The organism is Deinococcus humi, from assembly GCF_014201875.1.
In the GTDB taxonomy this organism is placed as follows: domain Bacteria; phylum Deinococcota; class Deinococci; order Deinococcales; family Deinococcaceae; genus Deinococcus; species Deinococcus humi.
In genome coordinates this window covers 193,693-214,624 of the sequence record NZ_JACHFL010000002.1, presented here as the reverse complement: position 1 = coordinate 214,624, position 20,932 = coordinate 193,693, and the positions used below count along the sequence as shown (strand labels likewise).

At 66.1% G+C, this 20,932-nt stretch carries 20 protein-coding genes and 1 tRNA gene; 7 read left to right on the top strand and 14 right to left on the bottom strand.

The window, feature by feature from the left end:
* Nucleotides 1-16: 16 nt before the first annotated feature.
* Complete coding sequence (locus HNQ08_RS04610) at nucleotides 17-1,024, bottom strand: GNAT family N-acetyltransferase (RefSeq protein WP_184127923.1); 1,008 nt, start codon at nucleotides 1,022-1,024, stop codon at nucleotides 17-19.
* A gap of 64 nt (nucleotides 1,025-1,088) precedes the next feature.
* Nucleotides 1,089-2,087, bottom strand: coding sequence for an asparaginase (locus HNQ08_RS04605; protein WP_184127922.1), 999 nt, complete (start codon nucleotides 2,085-2,087; stop codon nucleotides 1,089-1,091).
* A 99-nt stretch (nucleotides 2,088-2,186) separates the two neighbouring features.
* Between HNQ08_RS04605 and HNQ08_RS04600 the strand changes: the two genes are divergently transcribed.
* Both HNQ08_RS04600 and speA read left to right on the top strand, forming a co-directional pair.
* Nucleotides 2,187-2,262, top strand: a tRNA-Asp gene (locus tag HNQ08_RS04600).
* 537 nt (nucleotides 2,263-2,799) lie between these two features.
* Nucleotides 2,800-4,728 (top strand): biosynthetic arginine decarboxylase, encoded by a 1,929-nt coding sequence (gene speA, locus HNQ08_RS04595; protein ID WP_425321333.1) that lies wholly within the window; start codon nucleotides 2,800-2,802, stop codon nucleotides 4,726-4,728.
* Nucleotides 4,729-4,816: 88 nt separating this feature from the next.
* On the opposite strand, the gene HNQ08_RS04590 is transcribed toward speA, so the two are convergent.
* The gene (locus HNQ08_RS04590; protein WP_184127921.1) at nucleotides 4,817-5,626 is read right to left on the bottom strand and encodes a metallophosphoesterase; all 810 of its coding nucleotides are present in this window, start codon (nucleotides 5,624-5,626) and stop codon (nucleotides 4,817-4,819) included.
* Nucleotides 5,623-5,889, bottom strand: a complete 267-nt coding sequence (locus HNQ08_RS04585) for a hypothetical protein (protein ID WP_184127920.1) — start codon at nucleotides 5,887-5,889, stop codon at nucleotides 5,623-5,625. The genes HNQ08_RS04590 and HNQ08_RS04585 overlap by 4 nt, the downstream gene beginning before the upstream one ends.
* Nucleotides 5,890-5,981: 92 nt before the next feature.
* On the opposite strand from HNQ08_RS04585, the gene HNQ08_RS04580 reads away from it, so the two are divergent.
* Nucleotides 5,982-6,875 (top strand): metallophosphoesterase, encoded by an 894-nt coding sequence (locus tag HNQ08_RS04580; protein ID WP_184127919.1) that lies wholly within the window; start codon nucleotides 5,982-5,984, stop codon nucleotides 6,873-6,875.
* Nucleotides 6,876-6,937: 62 nt separating this feature from the next.
* Here the strand turns inward: HNQ08_RS04580 and HNQ08_RS04575 are convergent, their stop codons facing one another.
* From HNQ08_RS04575 to HNQ08_RS04565, 3 genes are all read right to left on the bottom strand, one after another.
* On the bottom strand, nucleotides 6,938-7,885 hold the full coding sequence (locus tag HNQ08_RS04575; RefSeq protein WP_184127918.1) for an acetyl-CoA carboxylase carboxyltransferase subunit alpha: 948 nt from the start codon (nucleotides 7,883-7,885) through the stop codon (nucleotides 6,938-6,940).
* Nucleotides 7,882-8,736: an acetyl-CoA carboxylase, carboxyltransferase subunit beta gene (accD, locus tag HNQ08_RS04570; RefSeq protein WP_184127917.1), complete on the bottom strand. Its 855-nt coding sequence runs from the start codon at nucleotides 8,734-8,736 to the stop codon at nucleotides 7,882-7,884. Before accD ends, HNQ08_RS04575 begins: the two co-directional genes overlap by 4 nt.
* 133 nt (nucleotides 8,737-8,869) lie before the next feature.
* Nucleotides 8,870-9,367 carry a LapA family protein gene (locus tag HNQ08_RS04565; RefSeq protein ID WP_184127916.1) on the bottom strand — a complete coding sequence of 166 codons (498 nt, stop codon included), beginning with the start codon at nucleotides 9,365-9,367 and terminating at the stop codon, nucleotides 8,870-8,872.
* Between the two features lie 141 nt (nucleotides 9,368-9,508).
* On the opposite strand from HNQ08_RS04565, the gene cutA reads away from it, so the two are divergent.
* On the top strand, nucleotides 9,509-9,820 hold the full coding sequence (gene cutA / locus HNQ08_RS04560; protein ID WP_184127915.1) for a divalent-cation tolerance protein CutA: 312 nt from the start codon (nucleotides 9,509-9,511) through the stop codon (nucleotides 9,818-9,820).
* Between the two features lie 66 nt (nucleotides 9,821-9,886).
* Here cutA and HNQ08_RS04555 read toward each other — a convergent pair whose 3' ends face one another.
* The 3 genes from HNQ08_RS04555 to HNQ08_RS04545 form a co-directional block, all read right to left on the bottom strand.
* On the bottom strand, nucleotides 9,887-10,225 hold the full coding sequence (locus HNQ08_RS04555; protein ID WP_184127914.1) for a cupin domain-containing protein: 339 nt from the start codon (nucleotides 10,223-10,225) through the stop codon (nucleotides 9,887-9,889).
* A 99-nt stretch (nucleotides 10,226-10,324) separates the two neighbouring features.
* Nucleotides 10,325-13,831, bottom strand: a complete 3,507-nt coding sequence (locus tag HNQ08_RS04550) for a diguanylate cyclase domain-containing protein (RefSeq protein WP_184127913.1) — start codon at nucleotides 13,829-13,831, stop codon at nucleotides 10,325-10,327.
* Between the two features lie 188 nt (nucleotides 13,832-14,019).
* Nucleotides 14,020-14,448, bottom strand: coding sequence for a hypothetical protein (locus tag HNQ08_RS04545; protein WP_184127912.1), 429 nt, complete (start codon nucleotides 14,446-14,448; stop codon nucleotides 14,020-14,022).
* A gap of 328 nt (nucleotides 14,449-14,776) precedes the next feature.
* On the opposite strand from HNQ08_RS04545, the gene HNQ08_RS04540 reads away from it, so the two are divergent.
* Complete coding sequence (locus tag HNQ08_RS04540; protein ID WP_184128904.1) at nucleotides 14,777-15,928, top strand: AI-2E family transporter; 1,152 nt, start codon at nucleotides 14,777-14,779, stop codon at nucleotides 15,926-15,928.
* Nucleotides 15,929-16,117: 189 nt separating this feature from the next.
* Here HNQ08_RS04540 and HNQ08_RS04535 read toward each other — a convergent pair whose 3' ends face one another.
* From HNQ08_RS04535 to HNQ08_RS04525, 3 genes are all read right to left on the bottom strand, one after another.
* On the bottom strand, nucleotides 16,118-17,575 hold the full coding sequence (locus HNQ08_RS04535) for a HAMP domain-containing protein (RefSeq protein ID WP_184127911.1): 1,458 nt from the start codon (nucleotides 17,573-17,575) through the stop codon (nucleotides 16,118-16,120).
* A 127-nt stretch (nucleotides 17,576-17,702) separates the two neighbouring features.
* Nucleotides 17,703-18,107 (bottom strand): DUF8082 domain-containing protein, encoded by a 405-nt coding sequence (locus tag HNQ08_RS04530; protein ID WP_184127910.1) that lies wholly within the window; start codon nucleotides 18,105-18,107, stop codon nucleotides 17,703-17,705.
* Nucleotides 18,104-18,985, bottom strand: coding sequence for a hypothetical protein (locus HNQ08_RS04525; protein WP_229789739.1), 882 nt, complete (start codon nucleotides 18,983-18,985; stop codon nucleotides 18,104-18,106). Before HNQ08_RS04525 ends, HNQ08_RS04530 begins: the two co-directional genes overlap by 4 nt.
* A gap of 463 nt (nucleotides 18,986-19,448) precedes the next feature.
* Between HNQ08_RS04525 and HNQ08_RS04520 the strand changes: the two genes are divergently transcribed.
* Complete coding sequence (locus tag HNQ08_RS04520) at nucleotides 19,449-19,865, top strand: organic hydroperoxide resistance protein (protein ID WP_184127909.1); 417 nt, start codon at nucleotides 19,449-19,451, stop codon at nucleotides 19,863-19,865.
* 61 nt (nucleotides 19,866-19,926) lie between these two features.
* Here the strand turns inward: HNQ08_RS04520 and abxC are convergent, their stop codons facing one another.
* Entirely contained in the window at nucleotides 19,927-20,580 is a 654-nt protein-coding gene (gene abxC, locus HNQ08_RS04515; protein WP_184127908.1) for a monothiol bacilliredoxin AbxC, read from the bottom strand.
* Between the two features lie 127 nt (nucleotides 20,581-20,707).
* On the opposite strand from abxC, the gene HNQ08_RS04510 reads away from it, so the two are divergent.
* Nucleotides 20,708-20,929 (top strand): hypothetical protein, encoded by a 222-nt coding sequence (locus HNQ08_RS04510; RefSeq protein ID WP_184127907.1) that lies wholly within the window; start codon nucleotides 20,708-20,710, stop codon nucleotides 20,927-20,929.
* Nucleotides 20,930-20,932 lie beyond the last annotated feature (3 nt).

Here is a 20,932-nt window from a genome sequence, read left to right as displayed (position 1 = left end):
CGCCTCCCGTTTCCGCTCACTTCAAGCGGAGCTGCCATTCGGTGATCGCCACCCAGGGCTTGAAGCCCAGCGCCACGTTGATCCCCAGCATGGCAGCGTTCTCCTCGGCATTGTTGGTCTGGATCACCCGCGCATCCGGGCAGTGCTGCGCGACGTAATCCAGCATGGCGGCCTTGAGCCATTTGCCCAGCCCCTGACCGCGTGCCGAGGGACGCACCGCCGTCGCACCCTGGTAGACGATGGAGGCGCGTTCAGGTCTCCAGAGCACGTCGGTATACCCCACCACTTCTCCACTGCGGGTGTCCTCCACGGCCATCAGCGGATGATGCTCGCCGCTCTCCACCGCGTGTGCCTCCCAGGCCCGGATCATTTCGGGGGTCACGCGCCAGTCGTCCATCTCCAACTCGCCTTTCGGGGCCGTGTTCATGACCATCATCATGTCGGCCATGCGCTCCAGATATTCACCAGGAATGGGGCCAGCCCAGGTGTGCAGGAGATAGGGATCATTCGCCGGTCTGCGCAGCCAGTCCTGAACCAGTTCCCCGTCCACCGCCGCCAGTTCAAGGCGGCTCTGACGCGTGGACAGGGCTGCCTCTGCCCCCAGCAGCCGCGCAAAGGGCTCTCCACCAGACTGACGGTCAGAGGTCATGAACAGGACCGTGCGCCGCGCTTCACGGCGGGCCACCCCTTCCAGGGAGGCGGCCAGGGCGCGGCCCAGCCCCTCACGGCGACTTTCGGGGTGAACGATCAGCCGGGCGTGGGCCAGATGGGTGTTCTGTTCGGTGTCGTAATTCAGGCTGCCCCACGCCACAGCGCGCCCGCCGTCCCACACCACGACATGCTCGGTGCGGTCATTGGGCATCCGCTGGGTCAGTTCCAACGACTCCTTCTCAGCGCTGAGCGGCGGCTCGGCTGGATACGCGAAGGCGAAAACATCGGCCCTGAGTTGCCCTATGGCCAGCCGCTGTTCAGGCAGGGCGGTCAGTGGTTCAAAGGCTGTCACGGTCACGTCGGTGAGGGTCACGCCTCAGTCTGGAGCAGTTGCGTCAGGAACGCATAGGCTGAATGGCGCAGCAGCTCCGGGCGTCCTAGCTAAAGGCCAGTGGCAGCTCAACCCTGACCCCGCCCACCTCGCGCCCGGCCCAGTTGTGCAGGGTGGCGGGGGCCAGGGCGCGCAGCTCTGGCGTCAACGGGATACCCAGCGCCTCCAGCACCGCCAGGGCCACGTGCGCCCGCGCCCGCTCGCCGCCGTCCATGATCTTGAAGGCCATGCCCAGCGGCCCGTGGGGGCTGTGGCGCAGCCCCATGCCGTAGAACGCCTCGGCTCCCATCTTGGTCACCAGACCGGGCACCAGCGGCATCAGGGTGGTGTCCAGCCGCCCCGGCCCCGCCACCAGCACCGGATGGACGGTCATGGCCGCGAAGATGCGCTCCAGCGCCTGTACATACTCGCCCGCAGGCCGCGCCAGCCCCACGAAGATGCGCGCGGCGGCGCTCAGCGGCAGCGCAAAGGCTGGGACGCTGCAGCCGTCGGTGCCGGCTTCCACCTGTTCCAGATTTACCCCCCCCAGTTCGGCGTGCAGCTCACGGATGCGAAGTTGCAAGGGGTGGCCGTGTTCGGTATAGCCTTCCTTCGGCCAGCCGTTCAGCGCGCAGGACAGCAGCATCCCGGCATGCTTGCCCGAGCAGTTGTGGTGGAGCGGCGTCGGGGCCTCACCCCTGCGAATGAGTTCCGCCGCCACCGCCGCGTCGAAGGGCGGGTGCGTGCCGCAGCGCAGATCGTCCACCGTGCTCCCTGAACGTTCCAGCAGACGCAGGACCACCGTCAGATGCTCCGGCGTTCCGGAGTGGCTGGCGCAGGAGATAGCAAGCTCATCAGACGGCAGTTCGGGGGCAGCCAGCGCCAGGGGCAGTGCCTGCACCGGCTTGCTGCTGCTGCGCGGGAAGGTGACGAGTTCGGGGTCACCGCAGCTGGCGAACGTTGTTCCGTCCCCGCCCACCACCACCAGATGAACGGCATGAACGCTCTCGTCCACGTCACCGCGCGTGAAGACCACTCTGGCCGCCTGTGTCTCGGTCTGTGTCATGCCGCCCAGACTAGCCCCAGGAGGGGCCCAACTTGAATCCTCCGGGCTTGACTTCTCCGGCCCTGGCCCTTAACCTTCTGTCCGCTGGTCCGCCAGCAAGGTCCGGTAGTGTAGCGGTTAGCATATCTGCCTGTCACGCAGAAGGTCGCGGGTTCAAATCCCGTCCGGACCGCCAGAAAAGAGAAGCACCCCCCGAACAGGTGGGGGCTTTTTTTGTGCTACACGAGAGATGCACATGTTGCGAGGTTCCTCGGGAAGAAGGCCGAGGTTTTTCACCGACGGACCCACTGACCTGCATCTCCTCCGTGCTGAGATCGAGGCCAGGATTCTAGGACACCCCGTTCGGGTTGGCGTTCGGTGAGGCTGCCAACTAAAGTTTGCCGGCGCACGTGCGCTTACCACAGTACGCACTTAGCGCGACTCTGGAGAGGTGTCGGCTGCACCTGACCAGGACTACACCCTCGCCTGAACGGCTTTTTCCGCTGAGTGGCGTGACCCGACCCCAATGTAATTGACCCTGAGTGCAGCGCTTAAGGTTCTGTCCCAGACGGCAGCCTACATAAACCGAACTTCCTGACACTCTTGGCCCGCGCTTTGCCCTATCATGCGCCCCGGTTTCGCACGGCGTCCGTGAGCAAATATCCGCCCTTCCACTGCTCCGAACCCCGCGCACGGCGAGCCTATCCCCAGCTCCGGAGGAGGACGCCCGAACGTGACTGCCACAAAATCCCCCCTGAATACGACTGCCTTTAGCACCACCGACGCCGCCGAGCTGTATCAGGTGCCCAATTGGAGCGGCGGCTGGTTCCGCGTCTCCGAGAAGGGCGAGATGGAAGTGACCCCGGGTCCTGGCCTGCATGCGCCGCTGCGTGCGATTGTCGACGAGATTGTGGAGCGCGGCGAGAGCCTGCCCGTGATTCTGCGTTTCCCCCAGGTGATCGCCGGGCGCGTCCGGCACCTGAACGAGGCTTTCCAGAACGCCATCAGCGAGTACGGCTACGGCAACCATTACCAGGGCGTGTTTCCCATCAAGGTCAACCAGCGCCGCGTGGTGGTGGAATCGGTGGCCGCTGCCGGATACGACTACGCCCATGGCCTGGAGGCGGGCAGCAAGGCCGAGTTGGCGCTGTGCCTGGCCCAGCGGATGCACCCGGACGCGCTGTTGTGTTGCAACGGCTTCAAAGATGACGGCTTTATCAAGCTGGCGCTGTGGGGCCGGACCCTCGGCAAGAATGTGGTTATCACCATCGAGAAGTTCAGCGAGCTGGACCGGATTCTCAAGCAGGCCCGCGCCCTGGGCGTCAGGCCCGCCATCGGCGTGCGCTTCAAGCTGCACGCACGCGGTTCGGGGCAGTGGGAGGAATCCGGCGGCGATCAGGCCAAATTCGGCCTGAATGCCTACGAGCTGCTGCGCGTGGTGGAACGCCTGAAAGAAGAGGACATGCTCGACAGTCTGGTGATGCTGCACACCCACATCGGCTCGCAGATCACCGACATCCGGCGGGTCAAGGTGGCGGTGCGCGAGGCCACCCAGACCTACGCGGGCATGATCGCGGCGGGCGCGCAGCTCAAGTACCTGAACGTCGGCGGTGGCCTGGGCGTGGATTACGACGGGTCCAAGACCACCTTCTACGCCTCCATGAACTACACCGTGCGCGAGTACGCCGCCGACATCGTGTACACCGTGCAAGAGGTATGCAAGGCGCGCGAGGTGCCCGAGCCCGTGATCATCAGCGAGTCGGGCCGTGCCCTGACCGCCCACCACGCCGTACTGATCATGCCTGTGGTGGACGTGACCGGACCCACCCGTGACCTCGAGGACCTGGCCCCCGCCGATGAGGGCAGCCACCAGATCGTCAAAGACATGGAAGACATCCTGGGCAACATCACGCTGCGCAACTACCGGGAGTCCTACAACGACGCGGTGGGCGACAAGCAGACGCTGCACAACCTGTTCGATCTGGGTTACGTGACCCTAGCAGACCGGGCGCGTGGCGAGGCGCTGTTCAACGCCATCCTGCGCCGCATCGCCAAGTTGATCCAGAACGAGAAATACGTGCCGGACGAGCTGGAAGACCTACAGAAGGTGCTGGCCGACAAGTTCATCTGCAACTTCAGCCTTTTCCAGAGCCTGCCGGACAACTGGGCCATCCAGGCGCTATTTCCCATCGTGCCCCTGGACCGCCTGAACGAGCAGCCGACGCGTCAGGCCACCATCGTGGACATCACCTGTGACAGCGACGGCAAGATCGACAAGTTCATCGATCTGCGCGACGTGAAATCCACGTTGCTGCTGCACGAGCCGGGGGACCGTCCGTACTACCTGGGCACTTTCCTGATGGGCGCGTATCAGGACGTGCTCGGCAGTGCCCACAACCTGTTCGGCAAGGTCAGCGAGGCGCACGTGACCGTCAAGCCAGGGGGCAAGTTCCACATTGACCTGTTTGTGCGCGGCCAGAAAGCCAGGCGCATGATTGAGTCAATGGGCTACGAAGAGCCCATGCTGCGCGACGCCATCGAGGACCAGGCTGACGCGGCCATCAAGGGCGGCATCCTCACCAACGAGCAGGAAAACGAACTGCTTGACGACTACGGCGAGGAGCTGCTGGGCTACACCTACCTGGAGTACGAGGAGGGCTGACCCCCAGCACCGTGGAATGGCAGACGGCGAACCCTGGAATTGGTTCGCCGTCATGTTCTGTCAGTTCGCTGGCTCTCGCGACGACGCCTCAGCGTGGGGGTGCACCTGGTAGATCGACGGCCCGCACAGGTACCGGTTCACCGAAGCGCGGGTACTTGCTGCCCAGGCTGGGCTTGCCGCGCCCGCACAGCACGGTGATGCTCGGCAGGCCACTGCCCCGGATCTCGGCCAGGGCCAGCCTGCCGGTCTCATAGGCCCCCATGTCGATGTACAGGTGTCGGCCCAGCCGCGCGGGCACCGGGACGGGGGTGTGCCCGTGGATGCTGTACACCACACCCTCGGGCAGGGCGAACGGCCCCTCGAAGGGACGCAGCCACAACGCCGCCGTCAGGGGATCGGGGTACTGCTGGTGGCGCACGGGAGGCGAGGCGTGGGCGATCAGCACGCTGGGCTGGGCTGGAGCCTCGTCGTGGACCGCGCCGTCCCCGGTGACGTAGACCACCCGGCCCAGGTCCTGTAGGTATTCCTCGAGCAGCGGCGGGAACTGTTCGAGCGTCAGACCGCCCAGTTCGCTGCGGACGGTCTCGCCCCCGGCCCGCATCCACGAGCGGAAGCCCTCGATGGCGCGGCGGTAATCGCCCATGTCGTGGGTGCCCAGGTACTGCCGGTACCAGCGCAGCCCAGAGGCGGCCATCAGTTCATGGTTGCCCATCAGCAGCGTGGCGCGGCCTTCCTTCTTCAGGGCCAGCAGCTTTTCGATCACCTTCATGGAGCGCGGCCCCCGGTCGATGGCGTCGCCCAGGCTCACAAAATACGCGTCCGGGTACGTCTCCAGCGTGGCGTCCAGCAGGTCCGGCCTCCCGTGCAGGTCCGGAATCACCACCACCTGACGGGTCATGGCTGTTCCCCCTCCGGCTCATCCGAAAATTCCAGCAGCGTCTGCTTGCTGCGTTCGCGCAGGAGCCGCGCGCCTTCCGGGGCAATCACGAAGGTCACAGCGCCGTCTGTCACACTGACCCGGTACGCTGCACCGTCGGCGGCATCAGGGAGCCACTCGGCAGGCAGCTGAAAGATGCGGCCCCGCGTATCCTCCACGTCGGCCAGGCCCGCGTCCTCGTCCAGCACATCGATCACCAGCAGTTCTTCGGCGTTCACGCTCATCCGGGCCAGTCTAGCGTTCCCGTTCCGACAGTTCCCTGACCTGCACCCTTCGGAGGACGATTTGCCCCCAGCAGGGGGGTAGGCTGCATGCCATGTCTGCCTCCCGCCTGCGTGGCCCCAACTTGACCCGCCGCCGGGTGCTGCGCGGGCTGACGAGCGTCGGTCTGGGCCTCGGGGCGCTGGGGGGCATGGGCGCCGCTCAGGCGTACCTCTTCGACGTGACGCGCCACACGCGCCCGCTGCCAGGGCTGACTCGGCCTGTGCGGGTGGCCTTTCTCACCGATTTGCATTTCGGGCTGTTCATCTACGGGGGCAGCGTACGAACCTGGGTGAACGCCACCAATGCACTGGACGCGGACCTGATCGTGCTGGGGGGCGACCAGATGGATTACCGTGCCGACGAGACGCCCACTGGCCTGTTGACTGAACTGAAGCGGCTGAAAGCTCCACTGGGCGTGTATGGCGTGTGGGGCAATCACGATTACGGCAGTTTCGGCAAGTATTACAGCCCGCACTACGGCCCGGCCCGGCCCGACTGGCCACAGGTCCGCGAGAACCTGCGCGCTGCCTACGGGGAGGCGGGCGTGACCATCCTGAGAAACGAGGGGCGCAGGGTGCGCGATGACCTGTATCTGGCCGGGGTGGACGACCTGTGGGAGGGACAGGTGGACCTGCCGGCGGCCCTCGCCGGAACGCCCACCCAGGGAGGGACGCTGCTGGTCAGTCACAACCCGGATCTACTGCCTGAACTGCCCGCAGGTATAGGCATAGTGCTGTGTGGACACACCCACGGCGGGCAGATTCGTCTGCCGCTGCTCGGCGCGCCAGTGGTACCCAGCAAGTACGGGCAGCGCTACGCAATGGGCTGGGTCACTGGCGCGCACGGCACGCCCGCCTACGTCAGCCGGGGCCTGGGCCTCAGTGGCGTGCCGCTGCGCAACCTGTGCCAGCCGGAAGTGGCCGTGTTCACACTGATGCCCGAGTAAAGAGGGGAACGCTCAAAAAAGCCCTCTCCGATGGGGAGAGGGGCAGTTGCCGGGAACCGTTCCTAGGTTTCGGTAAAGGCCCCCAGCGCCCGGAAGCGCGCCGCCCGGCTCCTCTTCAGTTCCTGAGGGGACTGGGCCATCAGTTCGGCCAGGTGGCGCGCCACAGCCTCACCCACGGCAGCGGCGGCCTCATCCATATTCAGGTGCGCGCCGCCCTTCGGTTCAGGTATGACCTCTTCCACGATGCCCAGTTCCAGCAGATCGGGAGCAGAGAGTTTCAACGCTTCGGCGGCCAGCGGGGCTTTGCTGGCGTCCTTCCAGATGATGCTGGCCGCGCCTTCCGGGGAGATCACGCTGTACCACGCGTTCTCCTGAATCAGCACGCGGTTGCCGACGCCCACGGCCAGCGCGCCGCCGCTGCCGCCCTCGCCGATCACGGCGCACACCACCGGCACGCGCAGGTTCAGCATCCGGCGGATGCTCTCGGCGATGGCCCAGCCCTGACCGCGTTCCTCGGCCTCCAGGCCCGGATACGCGCCCTGCGTGTCCACCAGGGCCACCACCGGCAGGCCAAATTTCTCGGCCAGATCCATCAGGCGCATGGCCTTGCGGTAGCCCTCCGGGTTGGCGCTGCCGAAACGGCGCTTGATCTTGGACTTGGTGTCGCGTCCCTTCTGCTGCAGCAACAGCATCACTGGAACACCCATCCAGCGCGCCGGGCCACCGATGAGTGCCGGATCGTCACCGAAGCGGCGGTCCCCATGCAGTTCAGTAAAGCCGGTACACAACCGGTCCACGTAATCCAGCGCGGTGGGCCTGCCAGGAGCGCGGGCCAGCCCCACCCGTTCCCAGCGGCTGGGCGGGCCACCCGCCTCACGCAGGCGCTGCACTTCCACTTTCAGCGGAGAAATAGAGGCGTCCAGGTTCTGTCCAGTGCGCTCGGCGGTGGCCTCCAGATCGCGCACCCGCTGTTCGAGTTCGCGCAGGGCCTCGGGGGGACTGCTGGTCATGCACTCGCCCCCTGGCGGGTCAGGATCCCCAGTAGGTTCGCCAGGTAGGGGCGCTGTTCGCGGCGGTCCACCACAGCGTCCACCATGCCGTGATCCAGCAGAAACTCAGCACGCTGAAAGCCCTCGGGCAGATGCTGGCGGATGGTCTGCTGGATCACGCGCGGCCCGGCAAAGCCGATCAGCGCCCCCGGCTCGGCCACGATCACGTCGGCGATGGTGGCAAAACTGGCGGTCACGCCCCCGGTGGTGGGGTCTGACAGGATGCTCACGTAAGGCTGACCGGCCTCGGCTAGGGTTTCCAGGGCCACCGTGGTTTTCGCCATCTGCATCAGCGACAGTGCACTCTCCTGCATTCTGGCCCCGCCGCTGGCGGTCACGATCACCAGCGGCGTGCCGCGCTCGGCGGCGTGCTCGGCGGCGCGGGCGATTTCCTCACCCACCACACTGCCCATGCTGCCGCCGCTGAAGGCAAAGTCCATGACTGCCAGCGTCACCGGCAGGTTCAGGATGGTCCCGCTGCCAGTCAGGATCGCGTCGGGCCGTCCGGTCTTGGCCTGCGCGCGTTTCAGGCGGTCCGTGTACGCCTCGGTGTCGTGGAAATTCAGCGCATCAACGGGCTGAACACTGCCCGACAGCTGCGAGAAGCTACCCTCATCAAGCAACACGTCCACGCGCTGCGCGGCGTTCAATCGCAGGTGGTGGCCGCACTTGGGGCAAACGTAGGAAGCGGCCATCAGATCGCGGTTGTAAATGCTCTCCTTGCACTGAGGGCATTGGGTCCAGAGCTCTGGCACGTCCGCGCCCGACTGTTGCTGTGGGCGGCGGCGGCGGAAAAATCGGTCAAGCGCCATGCGGTTCAGTCCTCCAGGGGTCCATCTTTACTGGCGCATTCTAGCGGCGCGGCCCCAGAACAAATACACCGGGTCCAGCAAACACCGTGGACGCTGGGCAGGCCTGCAGCGAGGTGTCCTGAAACCGGATGGATCAAGGCTTCTTGTCGAGCCGAATTTCGCCCGCTGTGGTGCGGCTGGCCGGGACTTCACCCAGTCTGGTCTTCAGGTAGTCGTCAAGCTGTGCCAGTTGCAGATTCAGATCACGCTGAAGCTCGTCGATCCGGCTGTGGACCGCCCGCAGTTCGGCTCCCGTCTCGCCCGTGCCCAAGGCGTTCAGGCGGGAATCGAGGTGGCTGCGCAGCTCGGCGAAACGGCTGCCCTCCTGGCTGTCCAGGCTAACGCGCAACGTCTCCATATCGCGTAGCAGTTTGGCCGTGTCGGCCTGGGCGCGCAGGTTACTGATGCCCGCCCAGAAGTAGAACAATAGGGCGGCGAAGACGGCCGTGAGCAGCATGATCAGCCCGATGGGCGCAGTGACGTACTGGATAAAGCCCAGATTCATGGGTTGCAGTGCCATCAGCGAGCCGAAGTTCAGCACGGCAAAAATCAAGAGCAGAACCAGACCGGCGACCAGGACAATTGTCCGCATGAATGGAGCTTAACACCGCGCTCCCCCTCTACACGAGTGGTCAGCTTGGCAAGACTTTTACACTCTGCCGCCGAACCTCAATTCCCGGCTCTGGCGGACATCACGGTCCTCACATTGACCCAGGCGGTATTCTGGGCCCCTATGTCCCTCGTCGTGTTGGTTACCCTCCCCCCCGAACGGGCACATGACATGGCCCGCACGCTGGTCGCCGAGCATCTGGCGGGCTGCGTCAACATTCTGCCCGGCATCCAGAGCGTTTACCGCTGGCAGGGCGACGTGGCCGAGGACCCCGAGAGCATGCTGCTGATCAAGACCAGCGGCGAGAAGTACCCGGAACTGGAAGCCCGCATCAAATCCCTGCATCCCTACGAGGTCCCCGAGATCATTGCGCTGCAATACGACCGCGCCCTGCCTGAATTCCAGAGCTGGCTGCGGGAAGCGCTCAACTCCTGATTCAGGCGGGGCCACATTCACCTTTGCGTGAATGTGGCCCCACTCTTCTTTCCTGCTGGCGGAGCGTCAGCTCCCCTGGCCCGGCGTCGTGACCTCCACCGCAGTTAAGGTTTCTGTGACGCGGTAAGTGTGCGACACCCCTCTGGGTACACAGTAGCTGTCGCCCTCGCTCAGCATCAGGGTCTGGCCGTCCAGCTTCAGTTCCACACTGCCACTGATCACGTAGCCCAAAGTCTCGTAATCGTTGGCGTGGGGCTGCTTGTCGGCGGTATCACTGGGCTGCTCGTTGTGCCACAGGCGCATACTACTGTCCTGGCCGGCTACCAGATGGTGCTGGCCGTCCTGGCCGTGTCTGGTTTCACTGCGGCTGACTTTATACTGCTGGCTGTCGCTGTTCTGGGTCATACCTCCACTTTCACCCCTGTCCGGACATGCGGCGTGATGGGGGGTTAAGTGGGCCTTCACCGGGACTTCGCCAGGGCTTTATCTGATCCGGCCCTCAGCTCACACCACCACACTGTCCAGGGCAACTCCACCGTTCCGAGCCGGCGGGTGATCCTGTTCCAGCACCGACTGCAACGGGGCGAAGAAGCGCCGTACCTCGGCGTTGGCCCCCGGATGACCCAGCGCCCGTGACAGCAGTCTACGAGCCTCGGCATGGTCACCCTGAGCGTGGGCGCAGGCGGCCAAGCCGCCCAGCAGTTCGGCGTGCAGCGAGGGCGCGTCGTGATCGTCGACGAGTTCGCCGGCTTCCAGATAGTGGGCGCGGGCCATCTCCACGCGTCCACACAGGTGTTCGGCGTGGCCCAGATTCAACAGAATATTGGCGATTTCCCAGACCTGGGCCGCATCCTGTGCCTCTCGCAGCAGCTCCCGGCCCAGCCGGACACTGTCCTCGCCCTCGCGGCGCAGCAGCCGCACCCAGGTCAGGCCCATGCGGTTGAGAATTTGGCCCTCACGGTCACCGTGCTCCTCGTGCAGGCGCAGGGCCGAGCGCAGGCCAGCCTCAGCCGCCTCCAGCCGGCGGTCTTCCATATCAATCAGGGCAGCGGTGTTCAGCAGCAGCGCGCGAGTCAGCGGCCCGTGGGTCATCCCCAGCATCGCCAGCCCACGGGTGTTCAGGCTGCGGGCCTGCGGCAGCCGGTCCAGATAGATCAGGCTGCGGGCCTGACCGCCCAGCGCCAGGGCTAGCAATTCCGGGGCGCGGCGGGCAACGCGGCTGCGCTTCAGCAGGACCTCTGCCTGACCGTAGGCCTCCAGTGCCGCCGCATACTCGCTCCGGCGGTGCAGGATGCGTCCCCGGACCAGCAGTGCTCCCGCGTGCTGCCGGGCGGCGAGGCGCAGATCGTCCTGGACCGCCGCCGTCAGTTCGCTGGCCCGTGCATACTCGCCCAGATGCTGCAGCACCCGCGCCAGGGCCAGCCGCACCTCGGCCAGCTGGCTGGGAGCCAAGCGTGCGGAACGCGGTTCTGAAGGCGCCGGGGCATGGACAGTGGACCGCAACACCAGTTCCAGATCGGCGCGGGCGTCCAGAAAATAGGTGCGCGAGATCCGGTAGGCGTTCAGGGCGACCACGGCGTTTACCAGCGCAGGCTCCGGGCCAGTCTCCGGGACGCCGCGCCGCAGCAGGCCGGTCAGCAGCGAGCGCAGCGGGACATAGACCGTGTCCAGCTGCGTCAGCCACTCGCAGTGTTGAACTGGGCCAAGCCGGGTCAGGGCGCGGTCCAGCGCCGTGAGCGCACGGCGGCGAGCCGGCCGCATCGCAGGCGATAGAGGGGCGGCGTCCGGGTGATCCGTGTCCCACACGTTCTGGTCCAGCCCTCCGGCCAGACGGTACAGCCCCTGTCCCACGGACACCAGATACCCGTGTTGAGACAGGCCCGCCAACATCAATGGCGAGGCCCCGGTGACCGACTGCGCCCACGGCAGACTGAACAGGTCGCCGAACAGCCTCAGGGCCGCAAGGGCGTTACGTTCCACCGCACCCAGTGGCAAGCCACCCGCCCACCCGGAGCGCGGCGCCGGGCGGGAGAGCAGGCCCTCAAGCAGCCCGCCGGACGGGTCGATGGTCAGGAGCCGCAATGCGTCCTGCAGGCGTGCTGGGTCTCCCCGGACCCACTCGGCTCCGCGTCCCACCAGACCCACTGCCAGTGTGGGGGCACATGCGTGCAGCGCCCCGCGCACCACTTCCGGCTCCAGCAGTGGCAGCGCCAGCACCTGCTCACCGCGCAGGCCCAGTGGATGCGGCGCAGTGACGATCACACGGGTATCGGGCGCGAAACTGAGCAGGCGCTCCAGGGCGGCGCTGCCCACGCCCGGGGGCAGATCGTCCAGCAATAGCAGGACGGGTTGCCGGGCCAGCACTCGCCCCACACTTTCCAGACCGCCCAGGTCCGCCGGTTGCCCCAGCAGGGTCTGGGCCAGCCGGCTCAGCAGTTCCTCGGTGCGGCCTATTCCAGCCAGGGAGACTGCCCACGCCCCACCTGGAACGTCTCGGCCTGCTTCCATCAGCAGCTGCTCTGCCAGCCGGGTACGGCCCCTTCCGGCTGGTCCCGTCAGCACGACGACTGCGCCACGCTGCAGGGCATACGCCGCCTTCTGGAACAGCCCGCAGTGGCCCCACAGGTAGGGGCGGTTATAAGAAGGGGGCCGGGTCAGGTGACGCGCCGCACTCCACTGCCAGTCGCCCTCTGCTGCGGCACCGTCTGATTCGGTGTCCCCCGCCCCAGCGCGTGCTAGAGAAGCGCGGTCCAATCCAGCCCGCTCCAACTCCCCCTCGACCAGCCGCAGCGGGTCCTCGTGGCGCAGCCGGGCTTCCAGCAGGAGCGCGCCCAGCCAGCGCCCGATCTCGGCGGGCACACCCCTGGAGCGGTGGGCCAGCCAGGTCTGCACTGGCCCGGCCAGCGGCGCGCCGCACAGCAGCCCACCCACCATCCCCACCGCGCCCTCCGACAGCGGCCGCAGTTCAATGGCCGGGCAGACCGGGTCATCACCGGCCGTGGCGAGCGGCCCACGGGGCGGTAAGACGCGGCCCAGCACGCAAATCCGGGCAGCCGCCCGCAGCGGCCCGATGGCCTCCAGGGTATGGGGATCAAAATCTTCGGCCCGGTCCAGCAGCAGCGCCAGCGGCCGATCCGAAGGGGGCAGCGTCTCCGGCAGCTGCCACGGCTTGTCCTCGCCGACGGCCAGGTCAGCGGGGCCCAAACTGCTCGCCGCAGGACCGTTCACCGGGTGGCCATCAAGGGTGGCCGTCGACCATGCGCCGTACTGCCTGAGCCGGCGACTGCGGTTGCCCTGTATGTGCAGCGTCCGGTAGCCCAGCAGCTGGGCAGCCCGGTCGGCCACCTGGAGAAAGGCACTGAGGCCACCGCCGGGGCCGCTGCGAACCTCCACCGCCGCCGCATCGTGCGAATCGCTCAGCGCAGCCTGCAAGTATGTGGTCAGCTGCCCCAGCGCCTCATCACGCTCCAACAGTCGGTGGTGTTGGCCCGTCTGGGCAGAGTCTTCATCATCGTCCACCAGGCGGCCCCGTCCCCGCCGTTTGGCCGCGTACAGCCGCCGGTCCGCGCCGGCCAGCAGGCACTGAGGCGTGCTCTCAGGCGTGACCCCAGCCAGACCGCCGCTGAGCCGTAAAGGGTGGCCGGGCCGGGCAGCCAGCGCAGCCATCGCCGCTGTGGCCCACCCCCCCAATCGGGCCGCGTCCACCGGGGCCAGCACCGCGAACTCGTCCCCACCCAGCCGGTAGGCCTGCCAGCCGGGGTGAAGTCGGTCCCGCAGGGAGCCGGCCACGTCCGTGAGCGCCGCGTCTCCCGCCGGGTGCCCCAGGGTGTCGTTGAGCAGCTTGAGATAGTCCAGATCGCACAACAGCAAGCTGCCCCGGCCCCGCGCGCACAATGCCTCAAGCTGCTGAAAAAAAGCCTGCCGCATCGGCAGTCCGGTCAGATCGTCAACGTTCTCCGCCGCGTCGGAGCGGAACTCAGGCAGCGCGCCCGTTGCGCCGTCCTCAGTCATGAGCAACAGACTCCTGCCCAAGGCAAACAGAAGGCCGCACGGAGAGCAGAGCGGGTCCGGGTGACAGACTTCATAATGTCTTCATTTTAAGCGACGCACCTGCACCGGAACGTGATAGGGGCTGGCGTGAAGGAAACGGAGACCGTTCAGCCGTCGCGATGGCTCTGTCTGACCAAGGTCATGAACCCTCAGCCCTCCCCCACCGGACGGGTCAACCACGCCAGATACACTGAATACATATTTAAAACGCCCGCTGCCAGATGCCATAGCGGCAGCTCGCCACCAATAGCCCAGGCCAGCGCCGAACCTGCCGCCAGGGCATTGAGGCCGACACCCACGCGATAGGTCAGATCCTCATGAGGTGTGTTGTACATGGGTGTGCGCGCGTGCGGATCCTGCATGGAAGTAACCGCCTCCGCGTAACGGATCAGGGTCAGAATGCCGTAGACCAGCAGCAAGCCCGCCAGCAGCATCACGGCAAGGCCCAGATAGCGGCTGACGTGTTCGTAGTCCAGCGCCCCCAGGGTAAAGTGCGCCAGCGAGCCAAGAATGCTGGTCAGCGCCAGCCCGAGTGTCCTGGGCGTGCTGTAGTTGGGGGGATCGCCGAGAGCGGGCATGGCCGTTTCCCAGCTTGCCGCCTGTGCGCGCCGCTGGGATGAGGAGAGGCACCATGCAACTTGTAGAGAGAGCAGACACACGGCCCAGCGTTCATGGCGAGTGGCGCCACAGGAAAAGTCCGGCTGCAGCCGTGAAAGAGGCAACACCTGTGCCGGAGGGATCAGCGACGTGCACCCACGATCCGGTGACGTACAGTAAGCGGCAGTGAATGCCAATGGACTTCCCCCTGATCCCTCCGGCCCGGCCCGGCCAGACCCCCGTCGGCCCGGAAGCGAGCCGTCGGTCCTGACGACGCGCGTATCGGTCCAGGACACGCCCCCCCCCACAGTGACCGGCGCTCCGGCCAGGCCTGTCGGCTCACCGCCCCAGGCCCCAGGTCCGAACGCTTTCCAGTTCCTGTGGCGCAACCCCTGGGTGCGGGCCGCCGTCTTCCTGCTGGTGGGCTATCTGGCGTACCGGCTGGCCGGAGAAATCCATACCGTGATCGTGGATTTTCTGGTGGCGTTCCTGATCGCCTACCTGGCCAATCCATTGCTCAACTGGCTGCAGCGCGGGCGGGTCAAGCGCGGGCTGGGCGTGTTCTTCGTGGTGCTGCTGTTTTTCGGGTTGTTCGCCCTGGTGGGTCTGCTGCTGGTCACGGTCTCGGGGCAGCTGATCATGCTGTTCAACAAGCTGCCAGAACAGATCGGCACGCTGGGAGACATTCTGGACCGCATGACAGCCTGGCTGACCGAACGGGGTGTGGGCGGCCTGACCAACGCCCGCGAGCAGATCATCACGGCGGCACAGGGCTACGTTCAGAACATCGGCGACAATCTGGTGCCCCTGCTGAGGAACGCCCTGAATTCCACCGGCACGCTGTTCAACAGTGTTGTTCAGATCGGCGGCGTGGTTGGACAGGTCGTGCTGATCTTGCTGCTCAGCATCTACCTGATGGCCGATTACAGCCGGGTCAATGCCACGCTGCTGGGCATCTTCCCGCGCCCGTGGCAGCCACGCGCCCTGGAGATCAGCGGTCTGCTTGGCACGGCGGTGGGGGGCTATGTCCGCGGACAATTATTGATCGCGCTGTTTATCGGCGTGTTCGTGTGGCTGGGGCTGACCCTGATCGGCGTGCCCAGCGCCGCCGCCATCGGCTTTATCGCCGGGGCCTTCAACATCGTGCCGTATCTGGGGCCGATCATCGGGGCCACGCCCGCCATCCTGCTGGCCCTGACCATGCCCAACGTGCTGCTGACCGTCATTCTGGTAATTGCCGTATTCATCATCGCCAACCAGATCGAGGGCAATTTTCTCAGCCCGTACATCCTGAGCCGTACCACCGATCTGCACCCAATCACGGTCCTGGTCGCCATTCTGGTGGGCGTGTCGCTGCTGGGCTTCGTGGGCGCGCTGCTGGCCGTGCCGCTGGTGGCGCTGGGCAAACTGGCCCTGCAAAAGTATTACTACCCCAGTCGGATCTATTCTGAAGGGCCGTAGGCGGGTGGGAAGGCACAGGTGACCTCACGGGCACACGCGTCCGCTACTGCCGAGCCCGCAGGCATTTGAACGGCGTGGCCGCGCTTTTCGTCCTGGGCGTGAGCTGACGAGGAGGGCCTTCCCGCCTCACGCACCGTAGTGGGGAAGCAAGAAGGCCTAGAGGAGACGGTCAGGAGTTCTGTCTCGGTCTTAGCCCTTACGGCGGCGGCGCAAGCGGTCCATGGCGGCCTCCAGACTCTGGCGCATGCGCTCCAGGGCCTGGGCCAGATCGCCGATTTCGTCGTTGTGATCAGAGTGCACCGGACGCGACAGATCGCCCATGCTGATGGCGTCTGCCGCCTTGACTAGACGGTCGATGGGATCGGTGATCTGCCGGGCTGAGCGCCGGGTGAGCAAGGAGGCCAGGAACAGGCCCAGCACGGCGGCGAGCAGCACCAGCAGTAGAGCCGTGTTCAGAACAGCTCCAGCCTGACGCCCCGGTACACCTACCGCCACCCGGCGCAGCGCTCCGGCCTCCGCGGCCGCCCCTGCTGGAACCACCTCTATTTTTCCAGCAGCGGTTTTACGGAAGACGGCCTGGGCAACCACATACTGGCTGCCACCCAGTTTCAGGGTGCCCCCGCTTGGATGGCTGCCCAGCCAGGCCAACAGTTCCTTCGTCTGCTGGCCCACGCCGGCGTCCTGGGCGCGCAATGTGGTCTGCCCGCTGGGCAACTCCGCACGCACGAATGCCACGCCCGGCGCAGCAACCACCGCGCCAAGCTGGGCGTTGACTTGCTGGACACTCAGCTGCGCTGAGCTGCCCATGCCGGCTGCCACGGCAACGGCCAGCGTCTGGGCCTGAGCTTGCGCGACCTGACGCTGCACGGCGGGCAAGGTCACAGCCAGCAGGCCCAGAGCAACGACGCTCGACAGCGCCAGCGGGGCCATGGTATTGAGCGTGAGCAGACGCGTCAGGCTGCGACGCGGCGTGCTGGGGCCAGCCTCTGCGGCCACTGCCGGAATAACCACCGGCACCACCGCCGTGGGCACCGGCTGATCTGCCCCGCTGCTGACTGTCTCAGCAGACACAGCGTCGGTCAGGGTCAGCGAACCGGTGAAGTCGGACCAGACGTCAGTCGACGGGCTGGCAAACGGATCACCAGGCGCCACGGCTGGCACGGCGGCCGTGGGGATGGCAACAACCGCCCCGCCACCTGAAAAGGCGCCAGGGGCCGCCCCGAAGGCAGTGACGGACAGGGGATCAGAAGTAAAAGGAGCGGGTATGGCGTGATCGGTGCTCGCCTCCGGCGTGCCGGGCCAGGCGGGGGCAGGCAGCAACGGGGCGAGGAACGCCTCGTCCTGCGGCTCGCTACGCCCGAAGGGAGACGCGCTGGCAGACGGGGCCACGCCCTGGAACGGTTCCTGCATCATGCGGGTTTCTTCGGGCACTTCCTCCAGGGCCACTGCCGCGCCCATCAGCTGGAACACGTCAAGCAACAGTTCGGCGCGGCTGCGGCTGGTGGGTTTCATCAGGCGCCCGGTCCGCCGGCTCGCCAGCCGCGCGGCCTGTTCGGCGCTGAGGTTGAACCGCTCGGTAAGTTGTTGTTCCAGGCCGCGCCGCCGCTCTTCCTGAACGGGCTGCTGGATGGTCACGGTGTATTTCATGGTCTTCCCCCTTCCCCTCGTTCGCTGCCCTGAACTCCAGCGTGCCGCCGCTGTTCATGGCGCTGGCACGGCCCCACGTCCCGCCCGGTATTCGTGCCAGCACCCGTACCTGTGCCAATCTCCATGCTCATGCCAGGCCCCGTGCGCGCAGGTGCTGGGCAAAGCGGCCCATCTGCTCCGGGGTCAGCTCGGCGGCCAGGCCAGCCAGCAGCGCGTTTAGGGTGGCTGCCCCGCCCAGATCTTCCAGCGTCTCGTCAACCATCAGCTCGGCCACCGGACCGACAACCTGAAGCAGACAGGCAGTAATCGTCCGGGTCGCCTCGTCCGTTACCGGGCGCTGATGGTCCTGGGCACGCTCCACCCACTGCTCGGCCTCGCGCAGCTGACGGCGCAGTTCGGGAGCGCTCAGGCCAGCCAGACGCGCCACATCTGCGGCGCCGCGCTTGCCATCGATCAGGTCTAGCGTCCGCCACAGCGCGAAGGGCAGGGCCATCTCAGCCCTCAGTCCCTCCGGCCACACCAGCCCGTTCATCGGCCCACCGGACGGCGCAGCGGCGCGGCCCCTGCCACCGGGCCGCCCAGGCCGGCGGCGGCCCATTCCGGACGGTTGGGTAGATCGCCCAGCGCCAGGTTGTCCAGGCCAACGCCCAGGCCCAGCAGGACGGTGCGCAGGGCCGTCTGCAAGGCCGGACGGAATTCACCGACCGCCACGCCAGGATCGACGTTCAGAACGCCGCCGCGCAGGGTGACGTCGCGCACGAACGGGTCTAGACAGGGATACTCGGCGCTCAGGCGCACGCAGGTCTGCTGCCAGACCTCATCCAGCGCGACGTTGTTGTGCACCGCCGCCAGCAGATCGCGCCAGAACCGCAGCAGGCGCTCGCGGTTTTCCGGTGTATTGGGCGAATAAGCTACGCACAATGCCCCGCTGTCTGGCAGGTGCCCGGCCAGCACCTGCCCCGATTCCCACACGCTGCACAGTTCCTCCGAGACCAGCAGGCCGTAGAACTGTTCGTGCTTCAGGATCAGGTGCGTCTCCGGCCAGCGCCCCGGGAGTTGGCCCGCCCGCGCCGCGCGGCTGGTCCAGATCACCGCGCTGACTGGGGGAGAACACTCGCCTAGACGCACGCGAGCGCGCGGCAGGCCGCCGTGGGCCTGGGCCCAGCCCACCGCCTGCCCGCCGCTGGTAAAGCCGCCCAGACACTGCCCGCGCGCCCACACGAAGCGTGCCCAGCGCTCGCCCTGAACAGCGTCCAGTACACCGCTAAATCCCGCAGCCTGGCGGGCCTCAAGGTCCACCATGATCTCGGTCCAGGGATAGTGGTCCGTGCAGAGGTCTGCGTAGATCATGCGGTCCAGCGGCAAAGGAGGCGGGGTGGTGGGCAGCGGCATGGCAGGGGATTCAGTCATTGGCAGGTTCCGGGGGAAGCAGCAGAGGCGGGCGATGAGAAGAGATGAAGAGACGGAAAACAAGACCATGACACCTCATCCCCTCTTACTTCCCGCTTACAGGCATTCAGAAAGTCACTGATCATTCGGCGCTTCAGGCGGCTGCCGACAGTGAGGAGAGCCATCAGACCCCAGCGGCTCTCCAATTCAGAAGAGTCAACCGAGGAACAACTACATCTCTGTGACTGTGAGCGCCATCATCGCCAGCGTGATACTTATCGCAACCCGGGTTCTGAAGGCGAAAGGGACACTGTTCCGGCGGCCAACAATTGAGGTTCAAGACACTCTGGCTGACACTGCATTCGTAGAGCGGGTTGTCCCTGCTGTCTTCCCACCGCAAGTCAGACCGGAGGCTGACCGCCTCTTCCCGTCACGTCCAGACGGGTTTTCCCTGGCCTTGCCCAGCCTGTGACATGCTGAGCCCATGAGCAACCTCTACACCGCAAAGGCCACGGCCACCGGCGGACGCGCCGGGCACACCAAGAGCGACGATGGACGCATCGACCTGAACCTGAGCGTGCCCAGGGGCATGGGCGGCGACGATGGACCCGGCACCAACCCCGAACAACTGTTCGCCGCAGGTTACGCGGCGTGCTTCCAGGGGGCGCTGGGCGTGGTGGCGCGTCGCGATAAGATCGAGCTGAGCGGCGATCAGACCATCACCGCCCTCGTCGGCCTGAGCAGGGACAGCGGGACCTTCGCCCTAGATGTGGAACTTCAGGGCCACTTTCCCGGCCTAGACGAGCAGCAGGCCATGAACCTGATGAAGGCGGCCCACGAGGTCTGCCCCTACAGCGCTGCCACGCGCGGCAACGTGGACGTGCGTCTCAGCGTCAAGTAAACGGGGAACAGAAAAGAGCGCCAAGAGTATCCCGGCGCTCTTTTTAGTGTAATGAGGCTACTTAGCCCAACTCAGTCAGGAGTTGCTGAACCCGGTCCTTCAGGTTCCCGCGCTCCTGCGGCTGGCCGAGCTGGTGCAGGCCGCCGTGGTAGGCGTCGGGATCGCCGAACAGGCGTGAGAGCAGCTCGAATTCGCGCTGGCTGCGGAGGCTGGCGTCATCGCGGAACATGGTCACGTACTGGTCCTGAAAGGCCCAGTCACTGATCTTGCCGTCCACGAAATCGCGCATCAGGCGACGGTACGGCTCGATGTTGTCGTCGGTCTGCACGCCCGCCGGGGCGCTGCGGGCAGGCACCTGTGCGAACACTGGCTCCAGCGCCTCGGGAGTGATGTCCCAGTTGTTGACCTCGAACTGCACCTGACCGTCCTTGAAGATCATCAGCTGCGGGCTGTGGTGAACGATGCCGGTCAACTGCGCGACATGGTTGCTGGCGGGGCGCCAGTCCACCACGCGGATAAAGCCCACCGGCAGCTCGTGATCCTGCAGGAAGGTTTCCAGCACGCCGAAGCCCTGCATGGTCTTGTGGCAGGTGCCGGCCTTGAACACAGCGGCCAGCGGATAGTCCGTCAGGAACTGATCGACTTCTTCGGGCGTGGTCAGGGGAACCAGCACTTGCTTCTCGGCCTGGCTTTCGGAGGGGGCAGATTGCGTCATGCCTCCAGCATACCCGCCGCTTTACAAAACGAAGTGAGGCGGCGCACAAGTGGGAGCAGGAGAGGTGGGGTTGGTGGACAGTTCAGCATGCGGCCCACAATCGCCCGGACTGCCCTATCCTTGAAGCATGTCCAGTCCGCCCGAAGCCACCGAATTCTTCAGCATGACCTACGGCGAAATCACGGTCAGCGGCTGGGTCACGCCGGACGTGCTGCGGCGCGTGGAGGCTGGCGAGGTCGTCCGTTTCACGGTCTACGGGGCGATGAGCGCCGACATCAACCTGGGCGATCTGACCTGCAGTTTCGCGGGCGGCGAGATCGCTCCCTTCGGGCTGTCCGAAGAATCCTGAATC